Source organism: Collinsella sp. TF07-1 (assembly GCF_003437235.1).
Lineage (GTDB): Bacteria > Actinomycetota > Coriobacteriia > Coriobacteriales > Coriobacteriaceae > Collinsella.
Window position 1 is genome coordinate 24715 of sequence record NZ_QSRV01000014.1, and the last position, 15853, is coordinate 40567.

Sequence of the window (15853 nt, forward strand, 5' to 3'; positions counted from 1 at the left end):
CATGTTCGAAACAGTATCAGCAAATAAGGTTGTGTTTGTTGAATCTAATCCTGCATGGGTTAAATGCGGTCTATCTCAGAAGTCACTGGGCCCTGTGCTTGCCCCGCTTCTTAGGTTCTTCGTTGTCGAAACCCCAGCTCCGGGGCTGTCTAGCAGAAGCATCCCGGTATCTGAATACGGGTGGGATACTCCCTGGAGAAAACCCCAATATTTGAATAAAAAACTTAAGGCAGCAAGCTCAAACAAATCTTTATATTGGTCCGCTGCAACCATTGGCGATATGGAACAGGCTTTGCGGAGCGCTGATTTGTTTGATTGCGGTGACATTGTGTCAAAGCCCTTTGAGTCTGCGGTCTTTTATGACGCTAAAAGTAATCAAACGCTCAGCTTGTTTTATCACTTAAGAAATGGATTTGCTCACGGTAGATTCTGCGCGTTTAAGGCAAAAGGCGATATATGGTTCGCAATCGAAGATGTTGCAGGTAAACGAGGGAACGATCCGGCGACTGATGTTAGAAGACTTACGGCAAGAATTCTGATTAAGAATTCGACATTATGTAAATGGATGAAGTTGATAAAGGCTGGGCCTAGTATCTGCTGATGGGCTTCAGCCCGCGTTGGGTGATGGACTGGCTATGAGTAACGAGTTGAGAAATGACATTGAGCGTGTCTTCTGCGCGCCTGACGCAGCTTGCAATATTTAACTTGCGATTTCGTTGAAACCCTGGCGCGTTTCCTACAAATGCTCGATGCAGCGAGCGAATTTTCCAGAGTCGATGGGTAATGCCGAGATGACCTTACATCCCTTCGCTTCTAGCTTATTTCCCTCCTTGACGAATCATCAACAATGAAAGGACGGCCCACCATGGCCACTTTACTTCAAGATAAATACGAGGCCCGCAAGGCCGAGGTTAATGCTCGCTTTGAGCGGCTTCGCGCTAATGAGGAAGAGCTCAACCGAATCTTTGCCAAGATCTACAACATGGAGGGCGAGGTGCCCATCGAGGTTGAGGATAAGTACGTCTCGGTGGCGCGCATCTTCGATACCGCCGATGAGATTCCCGAGAGCTATAAGGGCAACAAGTACGTGCGCACCAAGCGCGACGAGATCACCTCGCTCATAAGCTATGCCGTGGGCTGCATGTTTGGCCGCTATTCGCTGGATGTGGACGGGCTGGTCCTGGCCGATCAGGGCGCCACGGTCGACGACTATCTGGCTAAGATGCCCGATCCCGCGCACGTGACCTTTATGCCCGATAGCGACAACGCGCTGCCCATTACCGATGACGAGTACTTTGACGATGACATCGTGCGCTACTTTATCGACTTTGTGCGCACCGTGTACGGCGAGGAGACGCTTGAGCAGAACCTGGCCTTTATTGCCGAGGCACTCGGCGGCAAGGGTACCTCGCGCGAGGTGATTCGTGCCTATTTCCTAAAGGATTTCTTTAAGGACCACTGTCAGACCTATAAGAAGCGCCCCATCTACTGGCTGTTCGACAGTGGCAAGAAGAATGGCTTCAAGTGCCTTGTTTACATGCATCGCTATCAGCCCGACCTGTTGGCTCGCATCCGCACCGACTATGTGCATGAGCAGCAGGAGCGCTACCGTGCCCAGATCGGCTATGCCAACGATGCCCTTGCCAGTGCCGAGCGCGGCGAGCGCGTGCGTTTGGATAAGCGCGTCAAAAAGCTCAACGACCAGCTCAAAGAGACCATTGTCTATGAAGAGAAACTGCACCACTTGGCAGACCAGATGATCAAGATCGACCTGGATGACGGCGTCAAGGTCAACTACGCCAAGTTTCAGGATGTGCTGGCAAAGATTAAGTAACTGCAAATACGGTAAGGATATTCATGCCCAAGATCGATGTAGAAGAACAGCTCAAGCTGCGTTTTTTGCAGCCGTTGCCCGCATGTATGCTGCGCCGTGTGGTGATTTGGCACGATGCGGACGGCGAGTTTGCTCCTGAGTTTGAGCGATTGGCTGCCGAGGGTTTCGACGGCGCGGGGGCCGATGACGGCGTTATGCCCGCTCACGGTGACTTTGAGCGCCCAGTGCGCTTTGTTGAGGCCTGCGAGGGCCACATGTTTGCCGTTAAGAAGCTCATCAACCGCGATGACCTTGCGAGCGATATCTTGCTGTATCGCCGTTGCCCGCGCGGCAGGCTTGAGGGTGATTGGCTTGCCGATGTTGAGCTGTATGCAGATCAGTTCCAGGCTGACTATCTTTCGCTTTTGGCCGATCAGCTGGGCATCGAGAATATCGACGCCGTGCGCGAGAGCCTGCGCGAGCACAAGACGTTCTTTGATGCCAAGACCCGTTGCGCTAAGTTTGCCGCGTGTGTTCCGCATGCCTCGGGCGCATCCGATATCGAACTCGGCACCCTTACGGTGATTTTTGGCGGTAAAGAGCTTGGCGACGCGCGCCCCGCGTTTGTGCTGCGCGGCTGTATGACCACGCTGCTGCACGAGGGCCCCGAAGCGCTGGCCGAGTTGGTGGACAAGTACTGCGTGCGCGATGTCCTCTCTGCCTTCATTGTACGTTGCTATGGGTTTGAGGGGCCGCTGTATGAGCGTGATTCGCTGCTTGCGCTGGCATCCCATATGCTCATCACGGCGTCATCCACCGCGCTTCCCGAGGGAGCGCTCAAGGGACTCGAAAGCTATGTGGCTCCCGCCTACGGACCCTATTGCCTTGAGGCAGTGCGTACGTGGGACCAGACTGCTGATGCTCAGGCGTCGAGCGAGGATTTATTTGAGATCTGCCGTTTGGTGGAGGATGCTCGCGGGCTCTTTGCGCGGTTTGAGGCTCTGCCGATCGATGTGCTAGCCTCGCTTGATGTGTTCCCGTGCGTCAATGAGGCCGTGCTCTCGCAGCTGTTCAGCTCGTTTGCTCAGGGTGCGGACCGTGTTGAGGACGCGCGCACTTTTGCGTCGCGTCGCTGCGACCTGAGCTGGTACCGCCGTGTCAAGAGCTACTTTGACCTGCTTGTCGCTGTGGCCGATATGTGTGCGTTTAGGCAGGCGCATGCGGGCGGGTTCCATCTGGCGCAGCCCCAGCAGGTGTGGGATGCCTACACGTCCGATTGGTATGCCATGGACGCTGCCTATCGCCATGTGTGCACCGCGTATCTGCGGGCGCGTTCCGTCGAGTGCGATGTGCTCGAGGAGCCTGCCCGAGCTGTGGTGGACTGGGCGGAGAATCTTTACAGTAACTGGTTCTTGGCCGATGCCAATGCCTGCTGGACATCGGCTGCGCAAGGGGAGTGGGCCGATTGCGGCTACATCGAGGGTCCCGAACGGCAGGATGAGTTCTACTGGCACGTGCTGCCCACCTTTGTGGGCTCTGCCAAAACGACGATCGTCATCGTGAGCGATGCGCTGCGCTATGAGGTTGGCCGCGATGTTGCGACGCTGCTCGAGCGCGAGCGCGGCGGCAACGTCAAGGTCTCTAGCATGCAGGCGGTCTTTCCCTCCATTACCGAGGTGGGTATGCCCGCGCTGATGCCGCACCAAGCGCTTAAACTTGCAGCGGATGGCTCGTTTGTGCTGGCTGACGGCATGCCCACTGCGACGACTCCGCAGCGCGAGGCCGTGCTTACCCACGTTGAGCCCACGGCCCGCGCTTTGCGCTCGAGCACATACCTCAACATGGCAGGAACCGAGCGCAAGGCGCTGCTCAAAGACTCCAAGCTCGTTTATCTCTACCACAACAAGATCGATGCCACGGGCGAGAAGGCCGCTACGCAGGATGACGTTTTCGATGCCTGCGCGGATACCGTGGAGGAACTTGCCGCGTTGGCGCGGCGCGTGTGCACCGACGCCCCGGGCGCGCGTGTTGTTATAACGGCGGATCACGGCTTTATCTACACACGTCGGGAGCTCAACGAGTGCCAGATGCTCGGCAAGCCAGACCTTCCCTTCCTTGACGCTCCCGTCATGCACGGCAAGCGTCATCTTGTGGTGCCCAACGAGGCCGTGGCTAGGCTTTCGGACGAGGCACGCGGGGTGTTTGTTAATGTTGACATGGGACGTTTGGGTGCCGGCTTTGAGGGGTTTGCCCCGCGCGAGAACGTGCACTTTAAGCGTCCCGGCGGCACTAACAACTACGTACACGGCGGCATGAGCCTGCAGGAGCTTTGCGTGCCCGTTATCGGATTTTGGCGTGCGCGCTCGGGTTCCAAGGACTTTGTCGATACGCGCGCGGCGACGCTGCGCGTACTGAGTGAGGGGCGTCGAGTGACCAACTCGCTCTTCTCGGTCAACTTGATCCAGGAAGAACCCGCCCAAGGCAAGGTCTTGCCGTGCGAGTACGAGCTGGTGTTTACCGATGCAAGCGGCAACGAGGTGAGCGATACGGTTAAGGCGCATGCCAACAAGACTTCTGTTAACTCGCAGAAGCGCGTTGTGCATGCCAAGTTTGCGTTGCGTGCGGCGGATGGATTCTCGGCCAAGGGTCCGTACTATCTGGTCTGCCGTGAGCGCGAGACGGGCAAGATCGTTTGGCGCGAGACGTACACCATCGCTGTTTCGTTTGCCCCTGTTGCTGACTTTGGTTTTTAGGAGTGTGCCCTATGTTTGATAGTCACGACGACGATCTGTGGGAAGTTCCCTCGATTGATGTGAATGTGCCGGTGGAGGCTGTGCCCGCGGTGGAGGCTGTGCCTGTCCCAGAGGCCGTGGCTGCTGCGCCCGTCGAGGCTGTGGCGCCTGCCGAGGACGAGCCCTCGACCGATGACTATGTCCAGGCCGTGGCCGAGGCTCCCGAGGACGACGGTTACGACATGGATGGACTGGACGGCAAGCTGCTCGAGCACTTTGGTGGCAAAATCGTGCGCAAGGACCTCACGGCCCTTATGAAGCGTGGTGCCAACGTGCCCACCTTTGTGCTGGAGTACCTGCTGGGCATGTACTGCTCAACCGATGACGAGGACGCCGTGGCGGAGGGCCTGGAGCGCATCCGCAAGATCCTCACCGATAACTACGTGCGTCCCGACGAGTCCGAGCGCATCAAGTCCAAGATTCGCGAGCTGGGTCGCTTTACCATTATCGATAAGGTGACGGCCAAGCTCGACGAATACAAAGACATCTACGTGGCGTCGTTTGCCAATCTGACTATTGAGCCGTTTGTGATGCCGGCCGAGTACGTGCGTGACTATTCCAAGATTCTCCAGGGTGGTATTTGGTGCATTATGAGCATCGAGTACCGTCATCCCATGGAAGAGGAAGACGAGTTTGGCATGGAGGTCTTTGGCGACGATGCGCCGCGCCGCTCCAAGGCCAAGCGCAAAAAGCGCGGGCCCGAGGACTCTCCGTTTAGCGTGGCGTCGCTCACGCCTATCCAGATGCCCAACCTGGACCTGGAGGCCATGATCGACGAGCGCCAGTATTTCTCGCGCGACGAGTGGCTCAACATGCTGCTGCGCTCTGCCGGCTATGAGCCCAGCGAGCTTTCGGAGAAGGAGCGCCTGCACTTTATCGAGCGTATGGTGCCGCTGATCGAGCGCAACTACAACCTGTGCGAGCTTGGCCCCCGTGGCACCGGCAAGAGCCATATCTACAAAGAGGTTTCGCCCTACGCCATCTTGCTTTCGGGCGGGCAGACCACCACGGCCAACCTGTTCGGCCGTATGAACTCCATGCGCGCCGATCGCGTGGGCCTGGTGGGCCATTGGGATTGCGTGACGTTTGACGAGGTCGCCGGCATGCGCTTTAAGGACACCAACGCCGTGCAGATCATGAAGGACTATATGGCGAGTGGCAGCTATGCGCGTGGCCGCGACCAGATCAATGCCGATGCCTCCATGGTCTTTGAGGGCAACATCAACGACACCGTGCAAAACGTTCTTAAGACCACGCACCTGTTTGACCCGTTCCCGCCGGAGTTTAACAACGATTCGGCCTTCTTCGACCGTATCCACTATTACCTGCCGGGCTGGGAGATTCCCAAGATGCGCTCGAGCCTGCTGACCGGGCATTACGGCTTGATCACCGACTGCCTGTCGGAGTTTTGCAAGGAGATGCGCCGCAAGGACTTTACGCATCATATCGACCGTTATTTCCGCTTTAACAGCGACTTTAACAAGCGTGACGAGATTGCCGTGCGCAAGTCCTTTAGCGGCCTCGCCAAGCTGCTGTTCCCCGACGAGGCTATGGACAAGGACGACGTTCGTTGGCTGCTGGACTACGCCATCGAGGGCCGTCGCCGCGTAAAGGAGCAGCTCAAGATTATGGCGGGCGTCGAGTTTATCGACGTCAACCTGGGCTATATGGATGCCGACAACCCGCAGGACGTGCATGTGGTACGCGTGCCCGAGCAGAGCGAGGACACGCTGATTCCCGACGGGCCGCTGCTGTCCGGTCACGTGTTTGGCGTGGGCAGGTCGCAGGGCGGCGAGGTTGCCGTGTACAAGCTGGAGAACAAGGCCGTTGCCGGCGAGTGCAAGTTTAAGCACGAGGGCGTGGCCTTTAACAAGCCGGTGCGCGATACGCTGGAGGCCGCGTTCGACAACTTTGTGAACCTGGCGAACCGTGTGGCGCCGGGCATGCACATTGGCTCCAAGGATTATCTACTGTTCTATAACGACCTGCAGAGCAAGGGCCTGTCCGAGGAAGTTTCGCTTGCCGAGTTTGTGGGCCTGTGCTCCGCGGCGTGCAACCGCCCAGTGATGCCTGCGCTGGCGGTTCCGGGAATCTTGCGCATGTCGGGCTCTATGGATGAGATCCGCGGGCTCGAGGACATCATGCGCGTGGCCAAAAACGCCGGCGCCAAGCGCGTGATATTGCCGCTGAGCGCCATCGCGGGCCTGCAGAGCGTGTCGTCCGAGATTATCTCGGGACTGAGCCCGGTGTTCTACATGGATGGCGACCCGGTCGACGCCGCGAAGAAGGCGCTGGATCTGTAGGGGTGCGGGCGTGCGGGCTTGCGTACGCGTGGGCCCGCGAGCGTGTTGGCGTGTTCGGGTAAGGAGGCCTGCCATGGCAGACGAGCGTTCTGTTGGTGAGCTGCTCGACGAGCTGTTTGGCTTTGAGTCGGTGGCCAAGCGGCAGACGGCGCTTGAGCAGTACGATCGCGGGGAGTTGGTGCGCAATGCGCGCTCCCGCGAGCTGCTGGGCGTGCTTAGGGGCGTCGAGGCTGCCGAGCACGCTGCGCGCGAGTCTGCCGTGCGGGCTGTTGACGGGTATGTTCGCCGTGTTGAGGGCGCTGCGCTTGCACGCGCTCGTAAGCAGGCAGGTGTTGTGGGCCCGCTGCAGATGGAGCGCCGCTATGCTGCCTTTTTGCGCATGGAGGACAAGGCCGAGCTGTTGACCCGTCTGGAGCAGACACTTGCGTTTATCGAGGTAAAGCTGCGCGCCAATACGGCGGACAGGGTTCGTGCGGCATACGATGCCGCGGAGGCTTTGGTGTTGCGGGGCGTGGCGCGCCTGAGTGACGTGCGCGTTGTGGATGCCGTGCCCCTGGATGCCGATCTGCTATGCACGCAGTTGGAGCAACTGCGTTGCGCCGCCGACGCAACGGACCTTGCCGGCATGATTACGGCGACGTTTGAGTCCGAGCTGAGCGCGACCGGACCGCAGGGTGTTGACGAGCTTGCTGGTGGTGTTGCCGGCGACGTAGCACTGAAGCGCGAGCTGACTAACGTGCGCGGCGCTGCGCAGCGAGCGCGCTTGGCAGCCCAAGCGTACCGGGCCGAACGCGCTGCCCGCGTTGCAGGGAGCACGGTGGAGCCGGTATCTTTGCCGGGGCTTGTTTGCATTACGTGCGAGACGGGGTGCGATGCCGGGGAGCTTGCCGAGTTGCTCGCTCAGGTTAAGAAGTCGTTTGAGACCTATAGGCGCGTTGTTGCCGACGGTGGGTTGTTCCGTGCCTTTGGCGCTGGTTCGCTGCACGGGATTTGCCGCGGCAGTAGTTATTTCGACTACGATGATCGGTTTGACGAAGACGTGTTGGTGGGTGAGTACGATGGTGTTACCAGGCATAATGTTCGGCGCGAGGTTGCGATTCCCGAGCTTGTGGACGAGGCTTCGGCCGACGGCGGCGACTCTCTCGAAGTTGCCGTGGCGCGCATGCGCGAGTTTAACGGACGGCGCTATGATGGAGTGCTGGACGAGGATCCTGCGCGCCATGTGAATGCGTTTTGGTATGGACTCAAAAAGCTCAGCCAGTATTGCGAGGCCGCTGTGCGTGTGGATGAGCGCGCTTGGGATTGCTTTATCGATAAGGTTCAGTTTGCCTATGACGAGCCCGCGGGGCGCTTGGCCACGCAGATGGACGACAAACAGGCTGCGGCTTTCGTTGCAGCCGTGAATGTGCTCGGCGCTGCTGAGTAGGGGCCTGATCCGGTAGGGGGTTTCACCATGAAGATCGATGTTGATGTTGACCAGTTGCGCGAGAGTTTACTCGACCGTGCGGGGAGTGCAGCCGGCGTGGGCTTTCCAGTCGCTATGCTCGACGTAATGGATATCGAGGACGAGTCGCCCCAAGAGCTCCTAGCCCGAGCCGAACGCGAAGGCCTCGACCTCCGCGATTTTGCCGTTGACGATGACTAGGAATGTGACAAGGGTAGCTAATTTGGGACGGGCGTCTGCACCCACAGCTGCTCAAAATGCACGATAAGCCGTCGCAATGGAGTCTAATGAGTTCGCGACAGTTCTATTTTGACTGCACGCTGGCTAAGTGAGTAGGCTTTATTGCAAATCCTGAGCACACGACAAATTCGCTTCAACAAACCCGCAGGTCACAGAGTTGTGCTTTGGTGACGTGGTCGGCGATTCGGCAAAAGTCTACTCACTTAGTTTTGCGAGACGCAAATTGCCCGCAATGTAGCTAATTTGGGACGGGGGTCTTTTAGCTACCTGTACCTCCCCTAGAGGCTAGGTAGGAATTGCGGCAACGTTACGCATAAAAAATGCCGGGGGGATCCCCCGGCCCTTGACTGCCCTCCATAAAGGAACGCAATCCATTTATACCATGGTTGCGATAAGAACGGCTGGCTCACTCGATTCTCTTTTTCCTCAGCTTCTTGACGAAGTTCTTTTTGAATGGGGCAATCGAGCCGAAGAATTCCGTGTCTGTTTTGGTCGCTGTCCCATTCTGGAATTTAAGGAGCGTGAGCTCAATTCCGCAAATATAGTCGGCGACCTGGGAGAGTCGGTATGTCTTGGGCGAAGCGTCGCGATATACCGTGGCCTTTTGGGAAATGGCCTTCTCGATAGCACCATGAAGTGCTCGCGTTACAACGCTTTGGCCTCCGTCGTAGTAGATCTTAACGTGGTCAAAGCTCTGTATATACGCCAAGTGATCTCTGAGAAATATTGTTACGTCGCGCTCGATCTTTGCGGAGAGCTTTTGCGGTTCGTAAAGGCCCTGTTTCTTATCGTAGATGAAGGGCTGATAGGTGATGGGGGAGCGGTCTACAAACTGGCGGAATAGGCTGAGCTGTTTCTTTCTGTTGCGAATGTTGACCCATTGATAATCATCGTGACCAGTGAGAAGAGGCCCAAAATGAAATGGCATAATATCGAGCTCGCAGTCTTTAACGTTGCGCTCGTATGCGGCGATATTTGCATTTAGCTCTATTGCCTGCTCATGAAAAACAAGGGTAACGATGTAGTAGCGAGATACGGGACCCGCGTCACCAGATTCGTCGATAAAGATCGACAGTTCCGTCATGAGGTGACCTCCAATTACGCAAAAAAAATGCCGGGGGGAAGCCCCCGGCTCTTGGAGGTCCCTCTATTCGAGGGTACCAACCCTTTTATACCACGAGACGAGGAGTCTATTCAAGTAGAAATTATAATAAGCAAACACATGTTCGTCAATCTACCTGCGGGTATAGGAATACAAGGAGGGGCTGGGGTAGCTGTGCCTCTGGCCCCTATGACGCCAGCGTGGCGATGACGGCTTCGTCGCCGGCGTATATTAGGGTGTTGCCATCGGGGATGATCGTTTGGCCTTCGCGCTTGAGCATCACCACGATAAACGGGTGCTTGCCCTGCGGCACGTCGCGCAGGCGCTGACCGGCCAGGCGACCGTGGAGCGTCACGGTGACCTCGCGCAGCGTAACCTCGGCACGCTCTTCGAACGTTGGGGCTGCCATCACCAGAAGGTCGCCTTCCTCGATGACGGTATCGCCGTTGGGCAGTACCGGGTGCGCCCCGTCGCGCAGCACCAAGACCACGAGCATGTCCGTCGCGCTGCCAATATCGGCGAGCGAGCGCCCGGCAAACGGATGGCCAGCGCCCACCTTGAGCTTTACAAACGACATGCCGTCCTCGTCGCGGTAGTCGTTAAAGGTGCGGCGCACGTCGCCGGCCGCATCGATCATATCGAGTTTCTTCGCCACCGCCGGCAGTAGCGAACCCTGCACCACAATGCTCGATACGGCAATCACAAACACCAGGTCAAATAGGTCGTGTCCGCCGGGAACGCCGGCCACCACAGCAAAGAGGCTAAAGACGACCGAAGCCGCGCCGCGCAAGCCCGCCCAGCTTACGAGCGCAACCTGGCGAGGGCTCGTCTTAAAGGGCGCCAGCAGCAGACCGACGGCGATGGGGCGGCTCGCAAAGAGCATAAACGCCATGAGCGCAAGGCCGGGTAGCAGCATTTGCGGCAGGCGCGCGGGCGTGACGAGCAGGCCGAGCAAGAAGAAGATCGTCATCTCGGCCATCTCGGTAAGGGTGTCAAAGAAGTGCGCCATCTCGACCTTGCCGGTGATGTCGCTCGCGCCCAGCACAATGCCTGCCAGGTATACGGCCAAAAAGCCGTTGCCGCCCAGGTAGCTCGGCAGTGCGTAGACGACGATCGCCACGGCGAACAAAAAGATAGTCTGCGCGCCCTCGGCCGTTGCGTGTGCGCGCTCAATCAGGCGGCTGGATATCCAGCCGATGGCAAGGCCCAGCCCCACGCCCAGGATGATCTGCTTGGCCAGCAGCACGGGAATGTCGATGTTGCCACCCGCCGCGAGGGTGGCGAGTACCGCGGTGAGCATGTAGGCGACGGGGTCGTTGGAGCCCGATTCGACCTCGAGCAGCGAGTCGGTGCCGCCCTTTAGCGACAGGTTGTGCTCGCGCAGCACGCTAAAGACGCTCGCCGCGTCGGTCGACGCCACGACCGAGCCCAGCAGCAGGCCGCCGATCCAGTCGAAGCCCAGCACAAAGTGGGCGAACACGCCGGTGATGCCTGCGGTGATGACGACGCCGAGCGTGCTCAGCAGCACCGCCGGCGCGGCGACGGGCTTGGCGCGGTCTATGTTGGTGTTAAAGCCGCCGTAGAACATGATGAACAATAGCGCCGTGCTGCAGACGGTTTCGGTGAGTGCGTAGTCGCTAAAGTCGATATGCGCCGGGCCGTTGACGCCCAACAGCATGCCGAGCGCGATAAAGATAAGCAGGGTGGGGAAGGGGAGCTTTTTGCCGATGGGTTTGATGGTCAGGCACAAAATGATGACGAGGCCGATAAAAAGAAGGATCTGGTTCATGGATGGTGTCCGCTCCTGGGTGGTTGGCGTGGCACGGTTAGTTGTCTGCGGTTATTTGTACCCAAAGATGGTGGGTTTATGGGGTTGGATTGCGGGCGTGCGCGATATCGTCATAGACGGCTGCCGTCTTTGCCTCTGCTCGGAAACCCTTTCCAGCTTTATTGCAACGGAGTACAATGGGTAACGTTTAAGTTCAACTTGAAGTTTTAGTTGCGGCGCCGGGCTTTGGCCGCAATGCAAGGAGAGGCGTACCATGGCGATCTATGTGACATCTGATGCTCACGGGCACGTGCGTGCGCTTGACGAGGCCCTGTCTAAGATTTCGCTGGCGTCCGACGACACGCTGTACGTGCTGGGCGACATGATCGATCGCGGGCCCGATCCGGTCGGCGTTATTAAGCTCGTGCGCTCGCTGCCCAACGCCCTCGTGCTCAAGGGCAATCACGAGCAGATCATGCTCGATGCCATCATTGGCCAGGATCCGCTCGATGCCGAGACCTGGGATATCAACGGTGGCTGGACGACGCGCGAGCAGCTCAACGACATGGAATTTGACGCATACGAGGAGCTCGTGCGATGGATGGCCGCGCTGCCGCTCTACGCGGTGGCCGAGACCGAGGAGCGCCCGTATCTGCTGGTACATGCTGGAATCGAGATGAAGGCGGCGCGCGCGTTTTTGCTTGAGCATGGCGTCGATTGTGCCGATGGCGTTGGAGCGGTGGGTGCCGATCGCGAGCTGCTGCAGCAGATGCTCGCGGTGCAGTCGGCCGATGACCTGCTGTGGATTCGTCACGGCTATTGGGATGCGCCGACCGGGCTGCTTTCTGCCGGGGGCAAGGGTCCGGTCGTGGTGAGCGGTCACACGCCAACGGTGTCGCTCGGGCGTTATTGCGAGGTCGGTGGTCTTGCGGGGCTCGATGAGGAGTCGGGCCGCGGGCAGATCGTGCGCCTGGGCGGCGAGGATGCCGCCGGTGTGCCCGATCGCATCGACATCGACTGCGCTGCCGCCACCGGCTCCGAGTTCGGTCGCGTGGGCATCCTGCGGCTCGATGATGGGGCGGAGTTCTACGCGAATATTCGCCCCGGGGAATAACTTTGTTCCGCCGTTCTACCGAACGGCGGCCACGTTGATGCTGCGCAGCCCCGAAGCACCCCATCTTGTCGCTCAAACCGTCGTTCGCGTACGGAAGTACGCGTCGCTCCTCTTTCGCGCCAACCTGGGGCACTTTGAGACTGCTCGCTCATATGACCCAATCCACTGTCAAGGGCCACAATGGCCCCGCCGACCGCTTGCAATCGGTCGGCGGGGCCTGCCGTTAAACCCGTCCCGGTCCGCCCCCGGCATGTCATCGACGCCTTCGGCTCAGTCTCATATCCGCGGATACCGCTCCGGCGGCCCGCAATCCTCTCCTTCGGCGGGGTTCCCCTAGTCTGTCTTCGCGCATGCGGCGGCCGCCGCGCGCACAGCGAGAACGGGGGTGTCCCCGAAGGCTGCCCGGCTCGCCGGGACGGGGGCTTATGTCTATTCCGCGCCCTCCCGGCACATCGTGCCGAGGGCCCACAGCCACCTCACGAGCTCGGCCGCGGTGGCCGCGTTCGCCTTCGCCTGCGGCATCCCGCGGGCGATCATCTCCTCGCGGCGGCGCAGGAGCCTCTCGGACCCCTTCCTCCCGTGCATCCTTATCTCGAGGGGCACGCCCGTGTCCCTCGGCATGAGCTTCGGCTGGTGCCGCGCCGCGGCGTAGCACCATGAACCCTCAACAGCCAGCTTCCTGACGAGCGCGTTGCCGGCCCCGCTGATTCCGCCGAGGCGCACGGAGTCCGCGCTCGACCTCTGCTTCGGGGCGAGGCCGAAGTAGGCCGTCACCTGCCTGCCGGAGCGGAACCTCGAGAAGTCGCCGACCTCGGACGCGAAGGCGGCGGCGAGCGCGAACCCGCACCCCTTGATCGACTGGAGCGCCTCGACCTCGGCCGAGAGGGGGCCCGCCGCGACGGCGGCCCTGTATTCGGCGAGGAGGGCCTCCCTCGTCTCGTCGGCCGCCTCGACCTCGTTCCTCAGCGCCGCAAGCGCCCGGATGCCTCCGTCGTCGGCGGGGTGTATGCCGTCGAGCCACCTGAGGAAGCCGTACGTCCAGTACTTCCGGGGGTTGCCGGCCGGCGTCGTGCCGCCGTAGACATAGCCGCGGCGGGCTAGGAACGCCAGGAGCCGCTGCTTCGCCGCCGCGAGCCTCGCGGTCGCCGCGTCGTGGGCGGCGGCGAGGTCCCTGAGCCCCTCGATCTCGGGGGACGGCACCCATACCGGGGTGACGTCGTGCGACAGTATCGCCTTGGCCATCCTGGCCGCGTCGTTGCGGTCGTTCTTGGACGAGAGGTCGGCAGCCGACCTCGGGACCTTGGAGACGGCCGCGACGACGCAGTCGACGCCGAGCCCGGAGAGCTCCCTTTGCGGGGCGAAGCCGAGGTAGCCGCTCTCGTAGGCGGCGAGCGACGGGCCGGGGAAGCCCGACATCCACTCCGCGACCTCGCCCCAGGGGTTGCCGCGGAACCTCCTCGTCACGGCCTCGCCCGTCTCCGCGTCGAGCGCGCAGACGGTGGTGGACCTGAGGTGTACGTCCATTCCGAAGGCGGTAGAATATCTAGGCACGGGAGCCTCCCAACCTCGTTGCGGCGCGGCTGCGCCTCTGGCACTTCAACAACATTGTCGCAGCCCCGACCCGCGGTCACGAGCGGGGGCTCCTGTCGTTTCCGTGCCCCTGGATTGGGTCATAGTGTCTGTCGGTGCCAAAACATCGACGTTTCTTTTCTTCAAATTGATTCGAATTAGGCGCCGTACGGGTTGCGGTCGCGTTCTATGCGCTGGCGAATGTGGGCGTATTCGACAATCAACAGCACCAGGAGTAGGGCCATGATGGCTAGGTAGCTCACCACAGCGCCCATCAGACCCAGTAGCTTAATCAGGATCACCGGCAGCACCACGCTTACGGCGAAGCAGATCAGGTAGATCTTGGTGACGTCTCCAGCGTGGCGCAGCACCGTGATAATGGCGTAGATAAAATCGATGGCCGCGGTTACGCCGCCGGCGACGACCATCAGCAGCGCCAGCGTACGGTAGCGTTCAAAGCTGAGGCCGTACATAAAGCTCATGAGGGGAATACCGGGACCTGCCATAAATGCGGCGCACACGCCGGTGATGACCACGATCAGCGCCATAACGGCAACAATAATCAGGTCAAAGCGACGACGCTTGCGAGGATTAGCCCAAATGCTCGACAAGCGCAGGAGCTGCGGTTTATAGATAAATCCAATGCTCAACAAAATGGCCTGCGCCGGAAAAAACAGTGCATTAAAGTACAGCTGATATTTGTATGCCAGCGTGCCCTCCATCACAAACTTGGGCATGCTCTCGATAAGGTTGAACAGGAACAGCGCACCAAAGAGCGGGGCGCACTGGACAAACAGGTGGCCAGCCTCGCGCAGACTCATGCGGCGTGATTTTTCGGTTTCGAGCAGGGCGAGCGGGGCGGTGACCAGTACGAGCGAGGCAATCGCGGCGATGCCCATGGCCATGGCCGCGATGGGCATGCTGCGCGTGAGGAACAGTGCCACGCTAAAGACCGCGATGACGCCGGCGGAACGCAGCGTTTGGCTCATGCCTGCCAAATAGAGCTTGTCGGCCTGCTGCAGGCGGCCCTCGTACACGTCGGCGATGCCGTCGATCACCTTATAGAGGTAGACGCCCAGGCCGATCGTGGCCATCTGCGCATCGTAGCCGCGGGCGCTGCTGTATACCAGGCCGCATGCCAGCGCGAGCGCTCCACAAAGCCAGCGGTTGAGCTGGTAGGAGGCAAAGGACGTCTTTTCGTCGATGTCCGAGACCTGGAAATTGCGCACGCCGTAGTTGCACGCGATCATGATGAGCGTGCCGGTGACAAAGGCGATGGAGAATTTGCCTGCTTCTTCGGCGCCCACGAGCTGCGTAGACACGATGGTGAGCAGCGGAAATGCCAAGCCCCACACGGCGGTGCCGAGGGTGTTCCAAAGATAGTCGCGACTGGTGGCGTGCTCCTCGTATTCCGCTTCCTGCATGGAGAAGCCGCCGCCGTAGACGGCACCGAGCAGACGGTTCCACCAAGCGTTGACCATGCGGCGGACGGGGCCGGGCTCCCGATCGCGTTCGCGCCGGCGACGGCGCGTGGCCTGGCTGCTGTCGGGGCCGCCGGCGTTGCGCTGGCTCAGCTCCTGGATGCGCGCGAGCTCTTCGGCCGTGTGGGAGGCGGGGAACAGGCCATTCTCGATGCGTCCGCCCTGGGCCCTTGCGGTGCCGCTGCCCGCTACGGCGGGGGCGGCGACGCCATTGCGGCGGGGGGTGG

The 15853-nt window shown here is 60.0% G+C and carries 11 protein-coding genes; 7 read left to right on the plus strand and 4 right to left on the minus strand.

What is annotated here, in order from left to right; translation table 11 throughout:
- The first annotated feature begins 1 nt into the window (after position 1).
- The 6 genes from DXC67_RS10310 (at position 2) to DXC67_RS06580 (ending at position 8553) form a co-directional block, all read left to right on the plus strand.
- Entirely contained in the window at positions 2-601 is a 600-nt protein-coding gene (locus DXC67_RS10310; protein ID WP_147327760.1) for a hypothetical protein, read from the plus strand.
- Positions 602-865: 264 nt separating this feature from the next.
- Positions 866-1834: a hypothetical protein gene (locus DXC67_RS06560; protein WP_117637791.1), complete on the plus strand. Its 969-nt coding sequence runs from the start codon at positions 866-868 to the stop codon at positions 1832-1834.
- 23 nt (positions 1835-1857) lie between these two features.
- Positions 1858-4566, plus strand: coding sequence for a BREX-1 system phosphatase PglZ type A (gene pglZ / locus DXC67_RS06565; RefSeq protein ID WP_117637792.1), 2709 nt, complete (start codon positions 1858-1860; stop codon positions 4564-4566).
- An 11-nt stretch (positions 4567-4577) separates the two neighbouring features.
- Positions 4578-6908 (plus strand): protease Lon-related BREX system protein BrxL, encoded by a 2331-nt coding sequence (brxL, locus tag DXC67_RS06570; RefSeq protein WP_199410657.1) that lies wholly within the window; start codon positions 4578-4580, stop codon positions 6906-6908.
- Positions 6909-6981: 73 nt separating this feature from the next.
- Complete coding sequence (locus tag DXC67_RS06575) at positions 6982-8334, plus strand: hypothetical protein (RefSeq protein WP_117637793.1); 1353 nt, start codon at positions 6982-6984, stop codon at positions 8332-8334.
- 27 nt (positions 8335-8361) lie between these two features.
- Positions 8362-8553, plus strand: a complete 192-nt coding sequence (locus tag DXC67_RS06580; RefSeq protein ID WP_117637794.1) for a hypothetical protein — start codon at positions 8362-8364, stop codon at positions 8551-8553.
- Positions 8554-8998: 445 nt separating this feature from the next.
- On the opposite strand, the gene DXC67_RS06585 is transcribed toward DXC67_RS06580, so the two are convergent.
- On the minus strand, positions 8999-9676 hold the full coding sequence (locus DXC67_RS06585; RefSeq protein ID WP_117637795.1) for a DUF3800 domain-containing protein: 678 nt from the start codon (positions 9674-9676) through the stop codon (positions 8999-9001).
- Positions 9677-9881: 205 nt separating this feature from the next.
- A complete protein-coding gene (locus tag DXC67_RS06590; protein WP_117637796.1) occupies positions 9882-11483 on the minus strand; it encodes a potassium/proton antiporter in 1602 nt (533 codons plus the stop codon).
- Positions 11484-11736: 253 nt separating this feature from the next.
- Between DXC67_RS06590 and DXC67_RS06600 the strand changes: the two genes are divergently transcribed.
- Complete coding sequence (locus DXC67_RS06600) at positions 11737-12576, plus strand: metallophosphoesterase (protein ID WP_117637797.1); 840 nt, start codon at positions 11737-11739, stop codon at positions 12574-12576.
- Between the two features lie 429 nt (positions 12577-13005).
- Here the strand turns inward: DXC67_RS06600 and DXC67_RS06605 are convergent, their stop codons facing one another.
- Both DXC67_RS06605 and DXC67_RS06610 read right to left on the minus strand, forming a co-directional pair.
- Entirely contained in the window at positions 13006-14127 is a 1122-nt protein-coding gene (locus DXC67_RS06605) for an IS110 family transposase (protein WP_147327762.1), read from the minus strand.
- A gap of 176 nt (positions 14128-14303) precedes the next feature.
- The coding region (locus DXC67_RS06610; protein WP_369831367.1) for a lipopolysaccharide biosynthesis protein at positions 14304-15853 on the minus strand (1550 nt) is incomplete at its 5' end.